This is a genomic window from Pseudolysinimonas kribbensis (assembly GCF_039531715.1).
Taxonomy (GTDB): domain Bacteria; phylum Actinomycetota; class Actinomycetes; order Actinomycetales; family Microbacteriaceae; genus Pseudolysinimonas; species Pseudolysinimonas kribbensis.
On sequence record NZ_BAAAQO010000004.1, the window covers coordinates 1,017,717 to 1,036,543 of the forward strand.

Here is an 18,827-nt window from a genome sequence, read left to right on the forward strand (position 1 = left end):
AGGGCCTCAGTTCAGCGTGTCGGGATCCGCACCCGAGCGCACACCGGTGTCCAGGGCGTCGATCGCCGCCATCTCGTCGGCCGTCAGCTCGAAGCCGAAGACGTCGAAATTCTGACGCATGCGGTCGCGGTTGTTCGACTTCGGGATCACGACCAGGCCGTGCTGCAGGTGCCACCGGATGACGACCTGGGCGGGCGCGACGCCGTGCGCGCCGGCGATCTCGGCGAGCGGTCCCGAACCGAGCACGTCGACGACGGCATGGCCGAGCGGGCCCCACGACTCGGTGAGGATGCCGTGCGCGGCGTCGTAGTCGCGCAGCTCCTGCTGCACGAAGAAGGGGTGCAGCTCGATCTGGTTGATCGCGGGCACTGTCCCGGTCTCGGCCGCGAGGCGATCGAGGTCCTGGGTGCGGAAGTTGGAGACGCCGATCGATGTCGCCTTGCCGGCATCCCGGATCTTCTCGAAGGTCTGCCAGGTCTCGACGAACAGGTTCTTGCCCGGCGCCGGCCAGTGGATGAGGTACAGGTCGACGTGGTCGAGTCCGAGCTTGCGCAGGCTGTCGTCGATGCCGGCGAGCGCGGTCGCCTCGCCGTGCTCGGTGTTCCAGAGCTTCGTCGTGATGAAGAGCTCGTCGCGCGGGATGCCGGACTTCGCGATCGCCGCGCCCACGCCCTCCTCGTTGCCGTAGAGGGCGGCCGTGTCGATGTGCCGGTAGCCGACCTCGAGGGCGTCGGTGACGATCCGCTCGGTCTCGGCGGGATCGACCCGGAAGACGCCGAAACCGAGCTGCGGGATGGAGTGGCCGTCGTTGAACTGCAGGCTGGGCACCGTCATGCCTCCAGCCTGGCACGTCGCGACTAGGCTCGCCGACCGTGACCGCGTTGCACGACGTCGCCGAGATCTACGCCCCGGCGATCATCGCCGCCGTGCGCCGCGAGTACCCGAACGGACCGCGGCACACGATGCACGGACCGGACGATCAGGTCACCCCTCGCGGCGCGCATCCGGCCTTCTACGGCTGCTTCGACTGGCACTCCGCGGTCGAGATGCACTGGGCGCTCGCGGTGCTCGTGCGCAGCTTCCCGAGCGCACCGTTCGTCGGCGACGCCCGCGCGGTGCTGGGCGAGCACTTGACCGCGGCGAACCTCCGCGCGGAGGCCGCCTACGTCGAGGCCGCGCCGTCGTGGGAGCGGCCGTACGGCTGGGGATGGGCCCTGCAGCTCGCGGCCGAGCTCGCCGAGTGGGGCGCCGACGGGGAGGCCGACGCGCGGGCCTGGGCGGCGGACCTCGCGCCCCTCGCCGAGCGGCTCGCGGACGGGTTCGTGCGCTGGCTGCCGCTGCTCGCCTACCCCGAGCGGGTCGGGATGCACTCGAACACCGCCTGGGCGCTCACCCGGTCGTTGCCGTACGCGCGCCAGCAGGCCGCCGCGGGCGATCCGGCGCTGTTCGATGCGATCGGCACGGCGGCGCGCCGCCTGTACGCGGCGGACCGCGACTACCCGTTCGGCTATGAGCCGTCGGGCGCCGACTTCCTCTCCGGCGGCCTCGCCGAGGCCGGCCTCATGCGCGAGGTGCTCGGCGACGGGTTCGGGGCGTGGTGGGGCGGGTTCGGCGGGGCGGTGGATGCGATCGCGACGCCCGCGGTCATCCTGAACCCCACCGACGGGCAGGGCGCGCACCTCATCGGCCTCAACCTGCACCGCGCGCACGGCTTCCGCGCGCTCGGCATGACCGCGGCCGCCGACGCGCACCTGACCGCCTCGCTGCCGCTCGTCACGGGCGGCGACTGGATGGCGCAGCATTGGCTGGCCGCGTTCGCGGTGCTCGCCCTGCGCTGAGCGCCGCGGCCCCGGCGCCGTATCCTGAAGGGCTCATGTCCCCGCCGTCCGGCACCGCGCCCCTGCGCATCTCCTACCCGCCCGAGCTGCCCGTCAGCGCCGCTCGGGACGAGCTGGCGCGCGCCATCGCCGGCAACCAGGTGGTCATCGTGGCCGGTGCCACCGGGTCGGGGAAGACGACGCAACTTCCCAAGATCTGCCTCGAGCTGGGGCGCGAGCGCATCGCGCACACCCAGCCGCGCCGGATCGCCGCCCGCTCGATCGCGGAGCGCATCGCCGAGGAGCTCGGGGTCGACCTGGGCGGGGTCGTCGGGTACCAGGTGCGCTTCGACGACCGGTCGGCGCGCGACACCCGCATCAAGCTCATGACCGACGGGGTGCTGCTGGCCGAGATCAACCGCGACCGGGAGCTGCGCCGCTACGACACGATCATCCTCGACGAGGCGCACGAGCGGTCCCTCACGATCGACTTCCTGCTCGGGTACCTGCGCGAGCTGCTGCCGAAGCGGCCCGACCTCAAGGTGATCGTCACGAGCGCGACGATCGACCCGCAGAGCTTCGCGGCGCACTTCGCCGGCCCGGATGGCGTCCCCGCTCCGATCGTCGAGGTGAGCGGGCGCACCTACCCCGTCGACATCCGCTACCGCCCGCTCGTCGCGGAGGCGTCGGAGGACGAGGAGGGGGAGGCGAGCGACGACCGCGACGTGCAGCAGGGGATCGTCGACGCTCTCGCGGAGCTGAGGCGCGAGGCGCCGGGCGACGTGCTCGTGTTCTTGTCGGGCGAGCAGGAGATCCGGGATGCCGCGGACGCCGTGGCGGGACGGTTTCCGGAAACGGAGGTCCTCCCCCTCTACGGCCGGCTGAGCGCGGCCGACCAGCACCGGGTCTTCTCCCGCGGCACGAGACCGCGGGTCGTGCTCGCGACCAACGTGGCCGAGACCTCGCTGACGGTGCCCGGCATCCGGTACGTCGTCGACGCCGGCACCGCCCGCATCTCGCGCTACAGCCCGCGCGCGAAGGTGCAACGGCTGCCGATCGAGGCGATCAGCCAGGCGAGCGCGAACCAGCGCTCCGGGCGCGCGGGTCGCACGGCGCCGGGCATCGCGATCCGGCTGTACGCCGAGGAGGACTTCGAGCGTCGCCCGGAGTACACCGACGCCGAGATCCTGCGCACCAATCTCGCGGCCGTGATCCTGCAGATGATCTCGCTCGGGCTCGGCGACATCGCGTCGTTCCCGTTCCTCACCCCGCCCGACCCGCGCGGCATCCAGGACGGCCTCGACCTCCTCCTCGAGCTCGGCGCGGTCGCACCCTCCCCCATGGCCCCGCCCCCCGTAGCCAAAAACGCCCACTCCGCGGCGCGAGGAGTGGGCGCTTTTGGCAAGGGAACGCAGGCGATGGCCATCACGGCGGTCGGGCGGGAGCTCGCTCGGCTGCCGGTGGACCCGCGGTTCGGGCGCATGCTCGTCGAGGCCAAGCGCAACGGCGTCGCGCGCGAGGTCGCGGCCATCGTCGCGGGACTCTCGATCCAGGACGTGCGCGAGCGGCCGCTCGAGAAGCGCCCGCAGGCGGACCAGGCGCACGCCCGCTTCGCCGACCCGACCTCCGACTTCCTCGGGCTCCTGAAGCTCTGGGATCACCTCGACGAGCAGCGCCGCGAGCTCTCGAGCAGCGCGTTCCGGCGGATGTGCAAGGCCGAGTTCTTGAACTACCTGCGGGTGCGCGAGTGGCAGGACCTGTACCGCCAGATCCTGTCGCAGAGCGGTCTCAAAGCGGGGCCGCCGAAGGTCGACCCGGATGCCGTCCACCGCTCGCTGCTGAGCGGCCTGCTGTCGCGCATCGGCCTCCGCGACGACCGCACGAAGGGTCGCGCCACGGAATTCCTCGGCTCCCGCCAGCAGCGCTTCGCGATCTTCCCGGGGTCATCCCTCGCGAAGAAGCCGCCGGCCGCCGTCATGGCGGGCGAGCTCGTCGAGACCAGCCGCCTGTTCGCCCGGACCGTCGCCGCGATCGATCCGGCGTGGGCCGAGTCCCTCGCGGGCGACCTCGTCGAGCGCACCTATTCCGAGCCGCGCTGGGAGAAGCGGCAGGGCTCGGCCGTCGCCGACGAGCGGGTGACGCTGTTCGGGGTGCCGATCGTGTCGAAGCGCCGCATCCAGCTCGCCCGCATCGAGCCCGAGCGGGCGCGCGAGCTGCTGATCCGGCACGCCCTCGTCGAGGGCGAGTGGCCGTACGACATCCGCCGCAACGCCCTCTACGCCTTCGACCGTGACAACCGGGCGCTGCGGGCCGAGCTCGGCGAGCTGGAGGAGCGCGCCCGGAGGCGCGACATCCTGTCGGGCGACGAGGCGCTCGTCGAGTTCTACGACGCCCGCGTCCCGGCCGACGTCACCGATGTGCGCCGCTTCGAGCGCTGGTGGAAGGCGGCCCGCGCCGAGCAGCCGGACCTCCTCACGATGACCCGTGCCGACCTGCTCGAGCAGGAGCACGACGAGGAGTACCCCGACGAGCTCGGCGGGTTCCGCCTCGACTACCGGTTCGAGCCCGGGGCCGCCGACGACGGGATCACCGTCGAGATCCCGCTGGCACGGCTCCCCGCGGTCGGTCCGGCGGGCTTCGATCGCCTCGTGCCGGCCCTGCGCGAGGAGCTCGTCACCGCCCTCCTGCGCACGCTGCCCAAGGCGATCCGCCGCGACCTCGTGCCGGCCGGCGACTGGGCGCGCCGGCTGCTGCCCACCCTGTCCGGCGATCCCGGGATCCCCCTCACGCAGGCGCTCGCCGACGCCGCCCGCGCGATGGCGCACGTGGTCGTGCGGCCCGAGGACTTCGACCTCGAGCGCCTTCCCCCGCACCTGCGGGTGAACTTCGCCGCCGTCGACGAACGCGGCCGCCGGGTGGGTGCCTCGAAGGACCTCGGTGAGCTGCAGGCGCGGCTCGCGGATCGCACTCGCACCTCGGTCGCGAAAGCCGTCGCGCCGCCGCGCTCGGCCCTCGAACGCGACCGGATCGAGCGCTGGGACCTCGGCGATCTCCCGGCGGTCGTGGAGAACGGCCCGGTGCGCGGCTACCCGGCCCTGACCGTCGAGACCACGCGCGAGGGCGACCACGTCGCGCTGCGGGTGCTAGCGAACGCCGGCGAGCAGGCGGTGGCCCACCGCGCGGGCGTACGCCGCCTCATCGCGCTGACCCTGCCGAGCCCCGCCTCGTACGTGCAGGAGCACCTCACGACGACCGAGAAGCTGCACCTGGCCGCGAGCCCCTACCGGTCGGTCGCGGCGCTCATCGAGGATGCCGTGCTCGCGGTCGTCGACGACGTCGCCGGCGAGCGCGCGCCCTTCGACGCGGCGGGATTCGAGGCGCTCCGGCAGGAGGCGTCGGCGGCGCTGATCGACCGCACCTTCGCGCTCGTCGGCCTCGCCGCCAGGACGCTCGCCGCGGCGCGCGACGCCGACAAGGCGATCTCGGCCGCGTCGGGTCTGGCGCTCATGTCGCCGCTCAGCGACGCCCGCGCCCAGCTCGAGGCGCTCATCCACCCCGGCTTCGTGCGGATCACCGGTGCCGCGCAGCTGCCGCGCGTGCCCGTCTACCTTGCGGGCATCGTGCACCGCGTGCAGCGGATGGCGGAGAACCTGGGGCGCGATCGGGTCTGGCAGAGCGAGACCGAGCAGGCGCTCGCGCTCTATCGCGACGCGGGCGGTCCGCTCCCGCTCGAGCTCGCGACCCCGCAGCGGCTCGTGGAGGTGCGGTGGATGCTCGAGGAGCTCCGCCTGTCGCTGTTCGCCCAGCCGCTCGGTGCGCGCGGTCCGGTGAGCGTGCAGCGCATCCGCAAGGCACTCGCCGGCTGAGCCCCGTCGATACGGCCCCGGACTAGTCCTCCACAGGCGTCGAGAGTGATTGCGCCGTCCCGGTCACCCCGCGTGCGATCCGGAGCGACCCGCTCGCCTCGCTATCGTCCCCGCATGATCGTCGAGTCGGGTTACGACCTGTTCCTGCTGTTGTCGGCGCAGCCGGGAACCGAGTTGGCGATGGTGACCCTCGACGCCGACCTTCGACCGATTCACCGGTCGATCGTGGAACGGGACTACGACGGGGTCCTCGACGAAGGGATCCTCGCCCGGGTCGATGCGCTGGTCGAGAAGGAGGATGGCGCGTGCTTCGCCGTGCTCGGACACCGCGTCAGCGACGCCACGGGATTCCTCCAGCACCTGGATTGGGACGCGGAGAAGGCGTTGCTCGACATCCTCCGCTGCCGGTCGATCGACCTTCTGGGTTACATGGGCTACGACAGCGAGCGGTGGGCGACCACCGGCCCCGTCTATCGGTTCACCGACTATCCGCTCGCCGACCACGTGCCGCGGACTCTCGTGGTGCGCGGTCCGCATCCCTTCCTCGAGTGCCGGTGCATCGCCTGCCAGAACCGGGGTGGATGTACATGATCAAGTACAATCCTGGAATGAAGACGATCTCGTTCTCCGAGTCGCGCGCGAACTACGCCGCCACGCTCGACGCGGTGGTCAACGATCGCGAGGAGGTCGTGGTCACCCGTGCCGGACACGACCCGGTCGTGATCGTCAGCCTCGCCGACTACGAGTCGCTCAAGGAGACGGCGTATCTGCTCCGAAGCCCCCGCAACGCCGCGCGGCTGCTGCGATCCATCGAACGGCTCGAGCACGGCGACGGGCTCGAGCACGACCTCGTCGAGTGAGGCTCGTCTGGGATGAGGATGCCTGGTCCGACTACGTCTTCTGGCAGGGCGCCGATCGCGCCATCGTGCGACGCATCAACGCGCTGCTGCGCGACATCGAGCGCACCGGTCACGAGGGGATCGGCAAGCCCGAGCCCCTGAAGCACGGGTTCCGCGGCTACTGGTCGCGACGCATCACCGACGAGCATCGCCTGGTCTACCGGATCGAGCGCGACGAGATCCGGATCGCGGCCTGCCGATACCACTACTGAGGGCGTCAGTCCTTGACCGACCCCGCCGCCAACCCCGCCGTGATGAAGCGCTGGAAGACGATGAACAGCACGACGATCGGGATCGCGACCACGGTCGACGCCGCCATGAGCGGCCCCCACTGCGTGCCGTACTGCCCGATGAACGAGTTGAGCGCGACCGTCACCGGCTGCGCCTCCTGCCGCGGGTTCAGCGTGATGCCGAGCGTGAACTCGCCCCAGGTCATGACGAAGGTGAAGGCCATGACGGTCACGAGCCCCGGCCGCACCACCGGCAGCACGATCCGCCAGAACGCCTGCCAGCGGTTGCAGCCGTCGACCTCCGCCGCCTCCTCGAGCTCTCGCGGGATCCCGAGGTAGAACGGCCGCAGCACGATGACGGCGAACGGCAGCGCGATGACGGTGTCGCCGAGGATCAGGCCCCAGGGCGAGTTCGTGAGCCCCGCCTGAGCGAACAGGGCGAACATCGGCAGCGCGAGGTTGATCGTCGGCAGCAGCTGCGCGAGCAGGAACGGCAGCAGCAGCAGGCTCGTCCATCGCAGCTTCAGCCGCGCGAAGCCGTACGCGGCGGGCGCGGCGATGACGAGCGTCACGAGTGTCGTGCCGATCGACACGATGAAGCTGTTGCTGAGCGCCCGCAGCATCTGGGCGTTGCCGAAGACCGCCGTCACGTAGTTGCCGAAGTCGAACGACGTCGGGAACCAGGTCGGCGGCGAGGTGAAGAGCTGCGACTGCGGCTTGATCGAGGTCGTGACCATCCAGTACAGCGGGAAGATGTAGATCGCGACCAGGACGACGCCGATGATCGTCAGAACCCAGCGGCGGCGATGCAGCATCACAGCGAAGTCTCCTCACGGCGCCGGAAGAACAGGTAGACGATCGAGAGCAGCAGCGGGATGACGAGCAGCACGTTCGCCGCCGCCGCCCCGTCGCCGAGACGGAAGTACTCGAACGAGAGCTTGTAGACCGCGATGGACAGCACGTTGGTGGCGTTGGCGGGCCCGCCCGACGTCATCACGTAGATGATGTCGAACACCTTGAACGTGTGCACGAAGCCCAGCAGCAACGCCGTGAGGATCACCGGCCGCATGAGCGGGGCGGTGATGCTCCAGAACCGGCGCCAGGCGCTCGCGCCGTCGATCGCCGCGGCCTCGTAGAGCGTCGTCGGGATCGTCTGCAGACCGGCGAACACGAGCATCATGTGGAACGGGATGCCGATCCAGATGTTCGAGATGATCACGGCTGGCAGGGCGGTCGACGGGTCGGTGAGCCAGGCCTGGGTGGTGTGGATGCCGAACAGCCCCAGGAAGGCGTTGATGACGCCGTAGCTGCCGGCGTACATCCACCGCCACAGGCTCGCCGACACGACGGCCGGCAGGACCCAGACGACCATCATGATCGCGCGCAGCAGGCCCGACAGCGGGAAGCCCGTGTTGAAGAACAGCGCGAAGCAGAATCCGATGACGTGCTGGAAGACGAGCGACCCGACGGTGAAGATCAGCGTGATGGCGAGCGAGCTGAGGAAGTCGGGCGACGAGATGAAGTCGAGGTAGTTCTGGAGGCCGACGAACGCGGCCCCACCCCGGAGGAAGTTGCCCGCGTTCACGTCGAACACGCTGAGGTTGAACGTGTACGCCAGCGGATAGAACATCAGCAGCAGCAGGTAGAACAGCGCCGGTGCGACGAAGAGGTAGCGCGCCGAGCGGCGCGCCAGGCGCCGGCCGGCCGTCCCGCGAGGGACGGTCGGCCGGGTCTGGGCGATGGCGGTCATACGGTGGCTGATCTCCGGATCAGGGCAGGAGCGGCTTGACCGTCGCGGCCGCCTTGTCGAGAGCGTCCTTCGCCGTCGCCGAGCCCGAGATGGTCGACTGGATGGCGATCACCACCGCGTCGGCGATCTCGGCGTAGTTCGAGCCGTAGGCCCGCGGTCGCGCGACCTGCAGCTGCTTCGTGAACGTCTTGATCGCATCCGAGTCGCTGAAGGGCTGGGTGTCGGAGCGGGTCGGCAGGCTGCCGTTCTGCTTCGCGAGGTACTCGAGGTTCGCCGGCTGCTGCAGCCACTTCACGAGATCCCACGAGGCCTGCTCGTTGGGCCCATCGGTGATGAGGTAGTTCTCGCCACCGAGCGCCGACGCCGACTCCTTGTCCTTCGGCAGGAGCGCCACCCCGTAGTCGAGGTTCGGCGCGTCCTTCGCGAGCGTCGGGATCTGCCACGGTCCGTTGATCATCATCGCGGCGCGGCCCTGAGCGAACTCCACCTCGGCGGCGGTCTGGTCCCAGTTGAGCGCCTCCTTGGAGACGCTGCCGTCCTTGACGAGGCCGGCCCAGAAGTCGAGGGCACGCACCGAGTCGGGCGAGGTGAGCTTGTTCAGGTCGCCGCCGGCCTGCCACAGCGTCGGCAGCCACTGGAACACCGCCTGCTGGTTGTTGATGGCCGAGAACGAGAGGCCGTACCGGCTGCCCGACTTGAGCTTGAGGGCGTCCTCCTTCAGCTCGTCCCAGGTGGTCGGGGGCTTCAGGCCCGCGTCGGCGAGCGCCTTCTTGTCGTAGAACAGGGCGAGGCAGTTCGCCGTGATCGGCAGGCCGTAGACCTTGCCCTTGTAGGTCGCCGACGCGATGAGGCCCTTGGGGTACTTGGAGAGCTGGCCCCAGTCCTTGAGCTGCTTCGTGAGGTCGGCCGCGATGCCGGTCTCGGCGAACTGCTGGTGGTCCGGGCTGTTGATGATCACGATGTCGGGCACCGAGGCGGCGCCCGCCGACTGCAGGAGCGTCTGCTTGAGCTGGTCGTAGGCGACGTACTGCCGGTCGACGGTGACGTTCGGGTGCGACTTCTCGTACTTCTTGATCATCGTGTCCAGCCCGTCGCTGGCCGTGGTGCCCGGCTGGTAGTAGTCCCACCAGGTGAGCTTGACAGGACCGTCCGAGTGGCTCGGCTTCGCGGCGCCGCCGCCGCCGGGTGCGCAGGCTGCGAGGCCGGTGACGGCGACGGCCGCCACCGCCAGCGCCGCGAGCCGCGACCGCATGCGGCCGTGTCGTGATGCGGACATCTGTTCTCTCCTTCGTCGTTGAATGCGAGTGGTGCGGGGCCCGGCCGGAGCCGGGACGTCAGGTACGTGCGGGTGGGTGGGAGTCCAGCCAGTCGCGGGACACGCGCAGGCCGTCCTCGAGCGACGCCGATGACTCCTCGTCGACGCAGATCCAGCCCGGATAGCCCACGTCGCGCAGGGCGCTCAGGATGCCGACGAGATCGAGGTCGCCCTGGCCGAACAGCCGCCACTGGCCGTCGGCGTAGTCCTTCAGGTGGATGTTGTCGATGACGCCCGCGAACTCAGCGATGAAGCCCGGGATGTCCTCGACGCCCGACTTGGCCAGGTGCGCCGTGTCGACCGTGAGCCCCACGAGCGGCGACCCGTCGGCCGTCTGCACCGCGCCGAAGAACGCGCGCACGTCATCCGGGGTCATGACGGGCTGGTCGAAATGGTGGTGCAACGAGAGCGCGACGCCCAGCTCGCGGGCGCGGCGGCCGTGCCCCGAGAGGCTCGTCGCGTATGCCTCGAGCAGCGCGCGGTCCACGCCCTCGTGGGTGCGGTTCTGGCAGTAGACGACGCGTTCGGACCCGACCGCGCCGGCGAACTCGATGACCCGCGCGAGGCGTTCCTCGCCGGCGGCATCCGGCACGTCGAAGAAGATCACGGCCGAGGCGACGCCGGGCTCCGGGTAGCGCGCTCGGAAGGCGCCGGCGTCATCAAGCCACGGCGTGAACTGGTTCATCTTGAGCTGCAGGCCGTCGTAACCGGCCGCGCGGAATCCGCCGAGCAGGGCCTCGGTGTCGGCGTCGGTGCGGGTGGGCTTGCTGAAGGCGATCCGGTTGCCGGCGCTCACGGCAGGAGCCCGTTCTCGAGTGCGACCGGCTGCTCGGTCCGCGCCGACTCGTAGGCAGCGAACAGGAGGGAGAGCGTCTTGAGGTTGTCCTCACCCGAGTTGCCGGGCTGCGTGCCGCTGTCGAGGGCGTCGAGCAGGCGCTCCAGACTGCGGTAGGCCGAGATCGGCTTGCCGTCGCCGGCGCACGGGTTCGAGGTGGTCTCCACGCCGTCGGCGGTGTGGACCTCCAGGGCGTCGTAGGTGAGTCGCAGCGTGCCGGTCTCGCCCAGCACGATCGTCTCGACGCGGTTCACCCGGGAGGCGAAGCTCTGCGTGTAGTTCACCGGGATGCCGCCGAAGTGCACCTGGATGAAGGCGTCGGTCTCCCCCGCGGTGTGCATCGCCGGGTGGGTGAAGGTGCGCGCGACGATCCAGTCGGCGTCGCGGCGGTCCGCGGCGTCCGGCTGGGCGTCGATGAGGTAGCGGAACCCGTCGAACCAGTGCACCCCCATGACCGCGAGCGCGTGGTGCCGCGCCTCGGCGCGCCAGCCGACGACCTCGCGCCACATGAGCTCGCTCTGGTCGATGCCGAGCACCCGGCCGATGCGTCCGGCGGCGATCGCGTCGCGGGCGAGCCCGAAGGCGTAGTGGTCGCGGAAGTTCTGGTCGACGGCCAGCAGCACGCCGGCGTCCCCGGCGGTGCGGACGATCTCCCGCGCCTCCGTCATGTCGTCGGCCATCGGCTTCTCGACCAGCAGGTGCTTGCCGCCCTCGGCGAGCTCCCGCACGGCCTCCAGCCGCACCGTGCTGGGGGTGCACACCGACGCGACCTCGAAGTCGGCACCGGCCAGCAGCTCACCGATGCTCGCGTAGGTGTCGGTCACGCCGAAGTTCTCGGCCGCCCAGGCGCGGCGCGCCGGGTCCGGGTCGACCGCCGCGACGATCTCGACGCGGTCCGGCCGATCGAGGTAGCCGCGGAAGTGCATGTCGCTGACGTTGCCGCAGCCGACGATGGCGACACGATGACGGCTCATTCGCCGACCACCTGCCGCTTCGCGTTCGGATAGCAGATGGCGAGCTCGGCGACCTCGTCGCCGATGTTCTCGGCGTTGTGCACCGCGCCCTGCGGGATCGAGATCGTGTCTCCCGGCCCCATCTGCACGTACTCGTCGTCGACCCGGTGCCGGATCGTGCCGCGCACGACCCGCAGCACCTCGTCGCAGTTCGGGTGGTGGTGCACCGGGTTCTGCTGGCCCGGGTCGATGAAGCAGGTGCCGACCGTCATCGTGTCGGAGTTGCCGATGGCATCGGAGACGGCCCACTCGAGCCGGCCCCAGGACTGCGGCTCGACGACGACCTCGCTCGCGCGGGTGAGGCCGCCGCGGCCGCGGGAGATGGGGGTGTCGGGCATGGGGAACGCGCCTCTCGCTGGATCGGTCGGGCCGGCGCGTGCCGACCCCGCTGTCGGGTGGCGATCAGCAGTCGCCACCCGAACATCCTGAAGGGAGCGCGAGGACAGGGAGAGGGCCAATTCCGGTCAGGTGGCACCCGCTCGCTGAGCAGCGGTCACGACCGCGGGTCAGCCGAACTCGCTCCACACCTGCGCGAGCAGGTCGATGCCGCGCGCGACGGCCCCCTGATCGGCGGCGTAGGAGAGCCGCACGTGGTCGTCGAGCCGGTCCTCCGCCGAGAAGGTGGGACCCGGGAGGATCTGCACGCCGACGCGCTCCGCGCGCTGCGCGAACGCCGTGGCACCCGGACCGGGGAGCCGGATCCAGAGGGATCCCCCGCCGGCCGGCACCTGCGGCGTCCAGTCCGGCAGTTGCTCGGCCAGTTGCTCGAGCGCGAGTCGGCGCCCCTCGGTCAGCGTGCGGAACCGCTCGTCGCGAGCCCGCTCGATCTGCGGCAGCAGCTGCGCGGCGAGCAGTTGCGCGAGCACCGACGTGCCGAGGTCCTCGCCGCCCTTGACCGCGATGAGCTCGTCGATCGTCTCGGGCTGCGCGCGCACCCAGCCCAGCCGCAGCCCGCCCCAGAACGACTTGCTCATCGACCCGACGGTCAGCACCAGGTCGCTTCCCGCGGCGAGCGGAATCGGCCGGCGCTCGCCATCGATGATGGTGTCGGAGAGGGTCGCGTCGTCGATGACCGGCACGCCCGAGCGTTCCGCGATGGCCGTGATCCTGCTGCGGTGGAACCGGTCGAGGACGGACCCGGTCGGGTTGTGCACCGTCGACTGCAGCACGATGAGCGCGGGCTTGCGGGCCGCGACGGCCGCCGCGAGCTCGTCGACGTCGATGCCGTCGCCGCCCGAGGACACGCCCACGAGTCGCGCGCCGAGAGCCTGGAGCGACTCGATGGCGCCGCGGAACGACGGCTCCTCGATCAGCACCGTCGCCCCGGGGGTGATGAACGACGACGCGACGAGCCGCAGCGCCTGCTGCGCCCCGGAGCACACCAGGATGTGCTCCGGCCCGGTGGGCAGCCCGAGACCCCGGTAGTACGCGGCGATCGCCTCGCGCAGCTCGGGCAGGCCCGAGGGGATGTAGCCGTGGCTCGCGACGAGCTCGCGCATGCGCGAGCCGTCGAGCAGGTTGACCTCGTCGGCGACCATGGCCAGCCCCGGCATCGCAGCGCTGCGCAGGTCGATCCGGTCCAGCTGCACCGGATCCTCCGCCACGAAGGAGCGCAACCGGTCGTCGCCGCGGACCGGCCCGCTGTGCCGTCGGCTCACGGTCACGTAGGTGCCGTCGCCCTGCCGGCTCGAGAGCAGCCCCTCGCCGCGCAGCAGGTCCAGCGACTTCGTCACGGTGTTGCGACTGAGGTTCAGGGCGAGCCCCAGCGATCGCTCGGAGGGCAGTCGGGTGCCCGAGGTCATGGCCCCGGTGCGGATCAGATGCCGCATCTGGTCGGCGAGCTGCTCGTGCAACGGGCCGTCGCCGCGGGCCCAGTCCCCGAGCAGACGCACGAGCCGGCTCGCGCCGATCGCAGCCAATCGGAACGAATTGGCACTCGCCCTCTCCAACGTCATCCGCACATCATGTGAGCGACGCAGCGTCGCGGTCAACCGGGGCGCGGAAGGGACGGTCCCCCGATGCCGCACACGGTGGCCCTGGTCGGGGCGCTCGACACCAAGTCGGACGAGTACGCCTTCGTGCGCGATCGGCTGCGGGATGCCGGGGTCGACACGCTCGTCGTCGACACCGGCGTGCTCGGCGAGCCCGGGTTCACCCCGGACATCGCACGGGACCGCGTCGCCGCCGCCGGTGGAGGCGACATCGAGGCCCTCGTGCGCGCCGGCGACCGCGGTGCCGCGATGGCGATCATGGCGGCCGGAGCGACGCGGGTCGTCGCCGACCTGCAGGAGCGGGGCGAGATCCAGGGCGCCATGGCGCTCGGCGGCACCGGGGGCACATCGCTCGCCGCGACCGCGTTCCGTCCGCTCCCGCTCGGGTTCCCCAAGCTGATCGTCTCGACCGCGGCATCCGGCAACACCGAGATGTACATCGAGGAGACCGACCTCATCCTCGTGCCGAGCATCGTCGACATCGCGGGGCTGAACCGCATCTCGATCCGCATCCTCGCCAATGCCGCCGCGGCCATGGCGGGCATGGTCGGCGCTCCGGCACCGCAGGAGTCCGGCGGCAAGCCCATGGTGGCGGCCTCGATGTTCGGCGTGACCACCCCGTGCGTGACGCGCGCCCGGGCACGGCTCGAGGCGCTCGGCTACGAGGTGCTCGTCTTCCACATGACCGGCTCCGGCGGCCGTTCGCTCGAGTCGCTGTGCCGGCAGGGCTTCTTCGCCGGCGTGCTCGACGTCACCACCACCGAGCTCGCCGACCACCTCGTCGGCGGCGTCTTCGACGCGGGCGAGGACCGCCTCACCGCCGCCGGCGCGACGGGCACACCGCAGGTGATCTCGGTCGGCGCGCTCGACATGGTCAACTTCGGGCCGATGGACACGGTGCCCCCGCAGTTCCGCGGGCGCACCCTGTACGAGCACAACTCGAGCGTGACGCTCATGCGCACGACGCCCGACGAGTGCGCGCAGCTCGGCGCCGAGGTCGCCCGCAAGGCCGCCGCCGCGACCGGGCCGACCACGGTCTTCCTCCCCGTGCGCGGCGTCTCCGCCATCGCGGTGGAGGGCGGCCCGTTCTTCGACGCCGAGGCCGACGAGCGGTTGTTCGGCGCCATCCGAGAGGGCCTCGCCGGATCGAGCATCCCCCTCGTCGAGCTCGAGCTCGACGTCAACGACCCGGCCTTCGCCGACGCGATGGTCGACACCCTGCACGCCGCGATCGCCGCCGCCCACTGAACCCCGCCCGCCCCACGACACCCAGGACTCACCCATGCCGTTCATCCCGCGAGCCGAGCTGCTCGCCCGCTTCACCCGCAAGATCGCCGAGCGCCGACCGATCGTCGGCGCCGGGGCCGGCACCGGTCTCTCGGCGAAATGCGAGGAGGACGGCGGCGCCGACCTCATCGTGATCTACAACTCGGGCCGGTTCCGGATGGCCGGCCGCGGTTCGCTCTCCGGCCTCCTGGCGTACGGCAACGCCAACGATCTCGTGGTCGAGATGGGGCGCGAGGTGCTCCCGGTGCCGAAGCACACGCCCGTGCTCGCCGGCGTCAACGGAACCGATCCGTTCCTGAACCCCGACCACTTCCTGAAGCAGCTGAAGGAGCTCGGCTTCTCCGGCATCCAGAACTTCCCCACGGTGGGTCTCATCGACGGCGTCTTCCGCGCCAACCTCGAGGAGACCGGCATGAGCTACCAGCTCGAGGTCGACATCGTGCGTCGTGCCCACGACCACGACCTGCTGACCACGCCCTACGTGTTCTCGGTCGAGGACGCCGAGGCGATGACGCGGGCCGGTGCCGACATCGTGGTGTGCCACATGGGACTGACCACCGGCGGCAGCATCGGCGCGGAGACCGCCAAGACCCTCGACGACTGCGTCGCGCTGGCCAGCGAGTGGGCGGCCGCCGCGAAGGCGGTCCGCGACGACGTCGTCGTGCTCGTGCACGGCGGTCCGGTCGCCGAACCGTCCGACGCGCAGTACGTGCTCGCGAATGCGACCGGCCTGCACGGCTTCTACGGCGCGTCCTCGATGGAGCGGCTGCCCACCGAGCGGGCGCTCACCGAGACGGTGCGCAGCTTCACCCGGATGACCTTCTAGGCGGCCACCGCCGGCTCGGAGACCTCCGCCCGCTCCGCCTCGTGGATCGCCTCCGCGGTCGCGCCGCCCGTCTGCCGGAAGTGCCCGACCAGCCCGAGCAGCGCACCGGCCGCCGCCCATCCTGCGAGCACGAGCCAGGGGAACGTCGTGTCCGCGTGCGGGAAGTACGAGGCGTCGCGCAGCAGCGTCGCGGCCGCGCCCGGCGGGAACCACTGGCCGACCGCTCCCCACGGGGCCGGGAGGAACTCGAGCGGCTGCGCCGCCGCCGAGATCGGATTGGCGATCAGGAGGAAGGTCGCGGGGCCGATCGCGACGCCGATCCGGCCGACGAGCGCGGCGAACCCGATGATGGGCGCACCGATCCCCAGGAGAGCCAGGGTGAAGATGCTCGCGTTGAGCGGGAAGGACCCCTGCAGCACGCCGAACCATCCCTGCAGCACGCTCGTGAGCGCGATGCCTCCCACGACCGCGTAGACGGCGAGGGCGGCGAGCCGACGGACCGAACCGACGAGCGCGATCGTGAGGGCGACACCGCCGATCAGTCCGCCGATCACGAGCGGCAGCGCCGCCGCGATGAGCCCCGTGCCGCGCGCGTCGGCCTCGGCGAGCGGCACCACATCGGCGACCTCGACGCTGATGGCCGGTACTGGAGCTCCCGCCGGCAGCTGCGCGGCGACGGCCTTCTGCAGCTGCGCCTGCAGCACGGGTGCGATCGCCGCCAGCTGCTGGGCGACGATCGGCGACGCGGCGGATGAGGTGAGCACGGCGGGGCGGTCGCCGAGGAGGATGGCGCCGTAGTCCGCGCGGCGCTCGATCGCCCGCACGGCAGCGGTGCGACCGGCGACCGGATGGACGTCGAACGCATCACCCGCCTGCTGACGCAGGGCGGTCTCGAACCGGCCCACCGCGGCATCCGGGCCCGCCACGGCGATCGGGACGCCCTTCGGAGCCGACGTGACGCTCGGCCATGCGAAGGCCAGGACGACGATCGTGACGAGGGCGGCCAGGGCGACGCCGATCCCGATGGCGCGACGCCACGGCGAATGCGGCTCGGGTGCCGATGTCGGCATGAGGGGCTCCGATCTATTAAAAACGAACGCTCGTTCTTTATACTCTCCATGCCAGGATGAGGTCAAGATGCCCAAGGTCAGCGACGCGCACCGCGAATCCCGCCGCGCTCGGATCGTCGCCGCTGCGCTGGAGTGCTTCGGCGAGAAGGGCTTTCAGCGCACCTCGATGGCGGACATCATCGCCCGCTCCGGGTTGTCGGCCGGCGCGATCTACCTGCACTTCTCCGGCAAGCAGGAGATCGCGCTGAGCGTGGGGCGCGACGTGCTCTCCCGACGGCTCGGAGAGCTGGGCACATCGGACGACGGGCGGCTCAGCGATCCGGTCGAGACGATGCGCGGCCTGCTCGGCGGGATGGTCGACGACATCATCGACACCCGCGTGCTCGTACAGCTCTGGGGCGAGGCGACCGCCGACTCCGAGATGAGCGGCCTCGTGGGCGAGATCTTCGCCGTGCTGCAGAAGGCCTGGCTCGACTATCTGACCACCTGGGCGACGCATCGCGGGATGCCCGATCCCGGCGCCTGGGCGACCGGCGCGTGGCCCGCGGTGCTCGCGCTCGCCCAGGGCTACTTCGTGCAGCGGGCGCTCGTGCCCGCGTTCGACGGCGACGCGTACTTCGCCGCCGTGCGCCTCATCGCCGGGCCGGGGCTGCTCCTGCCGAAAGCGCCGGCTCAGCGGCCTGGGCGGGCGCCGGGGGACGATGGTCTGGTGACACCGGCGACATGATCGCGTGCCCCCTGTATTGGGGGCAAGGACCGCGCGGCCGGAGTAGGGTGTGTCGTTGTGCGCACGCCTCCGATACTGGAGACGATGCGCTGGTGCACGCGCGTACTCGGGGGTTTCCTTCCGATGTCGTGGAGCACGCCGGTGGCCGGCTCGCCGGGGGGTGATGCCCGGCCACCGGCACAGTCACCCGCAGGTCGCCGCGCCTAGCTGGACGCCTTCGCGTTCGACTCGTACGAGGTGTTGGTCGACTCGAAGAAGTTCACCAGCTCGAGTGTGTCGTTCGCCGTCGCCATCCACTTCGCCGGGTTGGTCACGTTGTACTCGGTGCCGAAGCCGAGCTCCTCGAGCCGGCGGTCGGCGAGATACTTCACGTACTGGTTGATGTATCCGGCGTTCAGGCCCAGGATGCCGCCCGGCAGGAGATCGTTGTTGTACGCCTCCTCCATCTCCACGGCATCCGTGATCATCTTCTTGATCTCGGCCGCGAACTCCGGCGTCTGCAGATCGGGGTTCTCGTCGAGCACCGTGAGGATCAGGTTGATCCCGAACTTCAGGTGCAGCGACTCGTCGCGCACGATCCAGTCCATGAGCGAGCCGAAGTTGCGCAGCAGGTTCCGCTGGCGGAACGACAGGGCCACCATGAACCCCGAGTAGAACCAGATGCCCTCGAGGATGATGTTGTAGGCCACGAGGTTGCGGATGAAGTCCTGCTTGCCCGCGGTCGTCGTGATGTCGAGGGTCTCCTCCGTCATGCGACGGATGAAGTTGACCTCGAACTCCTCCTTGCGCCGCATCGACGGGATGTCGACGTGCGAGTTGTAGGCCTCGTTGCGGTCGATCGGGAACGTCTCGAGCACGTACTCGAACGACATGCAGTGGTTGGCCTCCTCCCACATCTGCTTCGCGAGGTAGAGGTGGGTCTCCGGTGCGTTGACGTACGGGTAGACACCGAAGGCGAGCGCCTTGTTGACGAGCAGCTCGTTGGGGTTGAAGTAGCTGATCAGGAAGGTGACCGCGTGGCGCTCCTCGTCGGTCATCTTCTTGAAGTCGGCCAGGTCCTCGCCGAGCTGGATCTCGTTGGGGAACCAGGTGTTCGCGACGGCCTGGTCGTAGAGCTCCATCGCCCACGGGTAGGTGACGGGCTTGAGGAGGAGTCCCTCTTGGACTCCGGTACCGAGAAGAGGCATGTGCTTACTGGCAG

18 protein-coding genes are annotated in these 18,827 nt (G+C 70.6%); 8 read left to right on the plus strand and 10 right to left on the minus strand.

Going from position 1 to position 18,827, the window contains the following annotated elements:
- Nucleotides 1-6: 6 nt before the first annotated feature.
- Nucleotides 7-834, minus strand: coding sequence for an aldo/keto reductase (locus tag ABD285_RS15585; protein WP_284254718.1), 828 nt, complete (start codon nt 832-834; stop codon nt 7-9).
- Nucleotides 835-872: 38 nt separating this feature from the next.
- Between ABD285_RS15585 and ABD285_RS15590 the strand changes: the two genes are divergently transcribed.
- From ABD285_RS15590 to ABD285_RS15610, 5 genes are all read left to right on the plus strand, one after another.
- Nucleotides 873-1,838: a DUF2891 family protein gene (locus tag ABD285_RS15590; protein ID WP_344203390.1), complete on the plus strand. Its 966-nt coding sequence runs from the start codon at nt 873-875 to the stop codon at nt 1,836-1,838.
- Between the two features lie 35 nt (nt 1,839-1,873).
- Nucleotides 1,874-5,683, plus strand: coding sequence for an ATP-dependent RNA helicase HrpA (gene hrpA / locus ABD285_RS15595; RefSeq protein WP_344203392.1), 3,810 nt, complete (start codon nt 1,874-1,876; stop codon nt 5,681-5,683).
- A 114-nt stretch (nt 5,684-5,797) separates the two neighbouring features.
- Nucleotides 5,798-6,274, plus strand: coding sequence for a hypothetical protein (locus ABD285_RS15600; protein ID WP_284254716.1), 477 nt, complete (start codon nt 5,798-5,800; stop codon nt 6,272-6,274).
- Between the two features lie 17 nt (nt 6,275-6,291).
- Nucleotides 6,292-6,543 (plus strand): type II toxin-antitoxin system Phd/YefM family antitoxin, encoded by a 252-nt coding sequence (locus tag ABD285_RS15605; RefSeq protein WP_284254715.1) that lies wholly within the window; start codon nt 6,292-6,294, stop codon nt 6,541-6,543.
- On the plus strand, nt 6,540-6,794 hold the full coding sequence (locus ABD285_RS15610) for a Txe/YoeB family addiction module toxin (RefSeq protein WP_284254714.1): 255 nt from the start codon (nt 6,540-6,542) through the stop codon (nt 6,792-6,794). Before ABD285_RS15605 ends, ABD285_RS15610 begins: the two co-directional genes overlap by 4 nt.
- A gap of 5 nt (nt 6,795-6,799) precedes the next feature.
- On the opposite strand, the gene ABD285_RS15615 is transcribed toward ABD285_RS15610, so the two are convergent.
- From ABD285_RS15615 to ABD285_RS15645, 7 genes are all read right to left on the minus strand, one after another.
- A complete protein-coding gene (locus tag ABD285_RS15615; protein WP_284255710.1) occupies nt 6,800-7,627 on the minus strand; it encodes a carbohydrate ABC transporter permease in 828 nt (275 codons plus the stop codon).
- The gene (locus tag ABD285_RS15620) at nt 7,627-8,562 is read right to left on the minus strand and encodes a carbohydrate ABC transporter permease (protein ID WP_284254713.1); all 936 of its coding nucleotides are present in this window, start codon (nt 8,560-8,562) and stop codon (nt 7,627-7,629) included. Before ABD285_RS15620 ends, ABD285_RS15615 begins: the two co-directional genes overlap by 1 nt.
- Before the next feature lie 19 nt (nt 8,563-8,581).
- Nucleotides 8,582-9,838, minus strand: coding sequence for an ABC transporter substrate-binding protein (locus ABD285_RS15625; protein ID WP_284254712.1), 1,257 nt, complete (start codon nt 9,836-9,838; stop codon nt 8,582-8,584).
- 58 nt (nt 9,839-9,896) lie between these two features.
- The gene (locus tag ABD285_RS15630; RefSeq protein ID WP_284254711.1) at nt 9,897-10,673 is read right to left on the minus strand and encodes a sugar phosphate isomerase/epimerase family protein; all 777 of its coding nucleotides are present in this window, start codon (nt 10,671-10,673) and stop codon (nt 9,897-9,899) included.
- On the minus strand, nt 10,670-11,686 hold the full coding sequence (locus ABD285_RS15635; protein ID WP_344203396.1) for a Gfo/Idh/MocA family protein: 1,017 nt from the start codon (nt 11,684-11,686) through the stop codon (nt 10,670-10,672). The genes ABD285_RS15630 and ABD285_RS15635 overlap by 4 nt, the downstream gene beginning before the upstream one ends.
- A complete protein-coding gene (locus ABD285_RS15640) occupies nt 11,683-12,063 on the minus strand; it encodes a cupin domain-containing protein (RefSeq protein WP_284254709.1) in 381 nt (126 codons plus the stop codon). Before ABD285_RS15640 ends, ABD285_RS15635 begins: the two co-directional genes overlap by 4 nt.
- Nucleotides 12,064-12,231: 168 nt before the next feature.
- Complete coding sequence (locus tag ABD285_RS15645) at nt 12,232-13,680, minus strand: aminotransferase-like domain-containing protein (RefSeq protein WP_344203398.1); 1,449 nt, start codon at nt 13,678-13,680, stop codon at nt 12,232-12,234.
- 63 nt (nt 13,681-13,743) lie between these two features.
- Here ABD285_RS15645 and ABD285_RS15650 point away from each other — a divergent pair, with 63 nt between their 5' ends.
- Together ABD285_RS15650 and ABD285_RS15655 are read left to right on the plus strand one after the other, a co-directional pair.
- Nucleotides 13,744-14,964, plus strand: coding sequence for a Tm-1-like ATP-binding domain-containing protein (locus ABD285_RS15650; protein ID WP_284254707.1), 1,221 nt, complete (start codon nt 13,744-13,746; stop codon nt 14,962-14,964).
- Nucleotides 14,965-14,998: 34 nt separating this feature from the next.
- The gene (locus ABD285_RS15655) at nt 14,999-15,829 is read left to right on the plus strand and encodes a phosphoenolpyruvate hydrolase family protein (protein WP_284254706.1); all 831 of its coding nucleotides are present in this window, start codon (nt 14,999-15,001) and stop codon (nt 15,827-15,829) included.
- Here the strand turns inward: ABD285_RS15655 and ABD285_RS15660 are convergent.
- Nucleotides 15,826-16,899 carry an ABC transporter permease gene (locus tag ABD285_RS15660; RefSeq protein ID WP_284254705.1) on the minus strand — a complete coding sequence of 358 codons (1,074 nt, stop codon included), beginning with the start codon at nt 16,897-16,899 and terminating at the stop codon, nt 15,826-15,828. The genes ABD285_RS15655 and ABD285_RS15660 overlap by 4 nt on opposite strands.
- Before the next feature lie 67 nt (nt 16,900-16,966).
- Between ABD285_RS15660 and ABD285_RS15665 the strand changes: the two genes are divergently transcribed.
- On the plus strand, nt 16,967-17,626 hold the full coding sequence (locus ABD285_RS15665) for a TetR/AcrR family transcriptional regulator (RefSeq protein WP_284254704.1): 660 nt from the start codon (nt 16,967-16,969) through the stop codon (nt 17,624-17,626).
- Nucleotides 17,627-17,829: 203 nt separating this feature from the next.
- On the opposite strand, the gene ABD285_RS15670 is transcribed toward ABD285_RS15665, so the two are convergent.
- Nucleotides 17,830-18,813: a ribonucleotide-diphosphate reductase subunit beta gene (locus tag ABD285_RS15670; protein ID WP_344203400.1), complete on the minus strand. Its 984-nt coding sequence runs from the start codon at nt 18,811-18,813 to the stop codon at nt 17,830-17,832.
- Nucleotides 18,814-18,827 lie beyond the last annotated feature (14 nt).

Excerpts from the sequence above, each read along its gene's own strand:
- ABD285_RS15585 (WP_284254718.1), bottom strand. The coding sequence starts at position 834 with ATGACGGTGCCCAGCCTGCAGTTCAACGACGGCCACTCCATCCCGCAG.
- ABD285_RS15640 (WP_284254709.1), bottom strand. The coding sequence starts at position 12,063 with ATGCCCGACACCCCCATCTCCCGCGGCCGCGGCGGCCTCACCCGCGCG.
- ABD285_RS15625 (WP_284254712.1), bottom strand. The coding sequence starts at position 9,838 with ATGTCCGCATCACGACACGGCCGCATGCGGTCGCGGCTCGCGGCGCTG.
- hrpA (WP_344203392.1), top strand. The coding sequence starts at position 1,874 with ATGTCCCCGCCGTCCGGCACCGCGCCCCTGCGCATCTCCTACCCGCCC.
- ABD285_RS15645 (WP_344203398.1), bottom strand. The coding sequence starts at position 13,680 with ATGACGTTGGAGAGGGCGAGTGCCAATTCGTTCCGATTGGCTGCGATC.
- ABD285_RS15655 (WP_284254706.1), top strand. The coding sequence starts at position 14,999 with ATGCCGTTCATCCCGCGAGCCGAGCTGCTCGCCCGCTTCACCCGCAAG.
- ABD285_RS15660 (WP_284254705.1), bottom strand. The coding sequence starts at position 16,899 with ATGCCGACATCGGCACCCGAGCCGCATTCGCCGTGGCGTCGCGCCATC.
- ABD285_RS15600 (WP_284254716.1), top strand. The coding sequence starts at position 5,798 with ATGATCGTCGAGTCGGGTTACGACCTGTTCCTGCTGTTGTCGGCGCAG.
- ABD285_RS15650 (WP_284254707.1), top strand. The coding sequence starts at position 13,744 with ATGCCGCACACGGTGGCCCTGGTCGGGGCGCTCGACACCAAGTCGGAC.
- ABD285_RS15635 (WP_344203396.1), bottom strand. The coding sequence starts at position 11,686 with ATGAGCCGTCATCGTGTCGCCATCGTCGGCTGCGGCAACGTCAGCGAC.
- ABD285_RS15665 (WP_284254704.1), top strand. The coding sequence starts at position 16,967 with ATGCCCAAGGTCAGCGACGCGCACCGCGAATCCCGCCGCGCTCGGATC.
- ABD285_RS15620 (WP_284254713.1), bottom strand. The coding sequence starts at position 8,562 with ATGACCGCCATCGCCCAGACCCGGCCGACCGTCCCTCGCGGGACGGCC.
- ABD285_RS15670 (WP_344203400.1), bottom strand. The coding sequence starts at position 18,813 with ATGCCTCTTCTCGGTACCGGAGTCCAAGAGGGACTCCTCCTCAAGCCC.
- ABD285_RS15605 (WP_284254715.1), top strand. The coding sequence starts at position 6,292 with ATGAAGACGATCTCGTTCTCCGAGTCGCGCGCGAACTACGCCGCCACG.
- ABD285_RS15615 (WP_284255710.1), bottom strand. The coding sequence starts at position 7,627 with ATGCTGCATCGCCGCCGCTGGGTTCTGACGATCATCGGCGTCGTCCTG.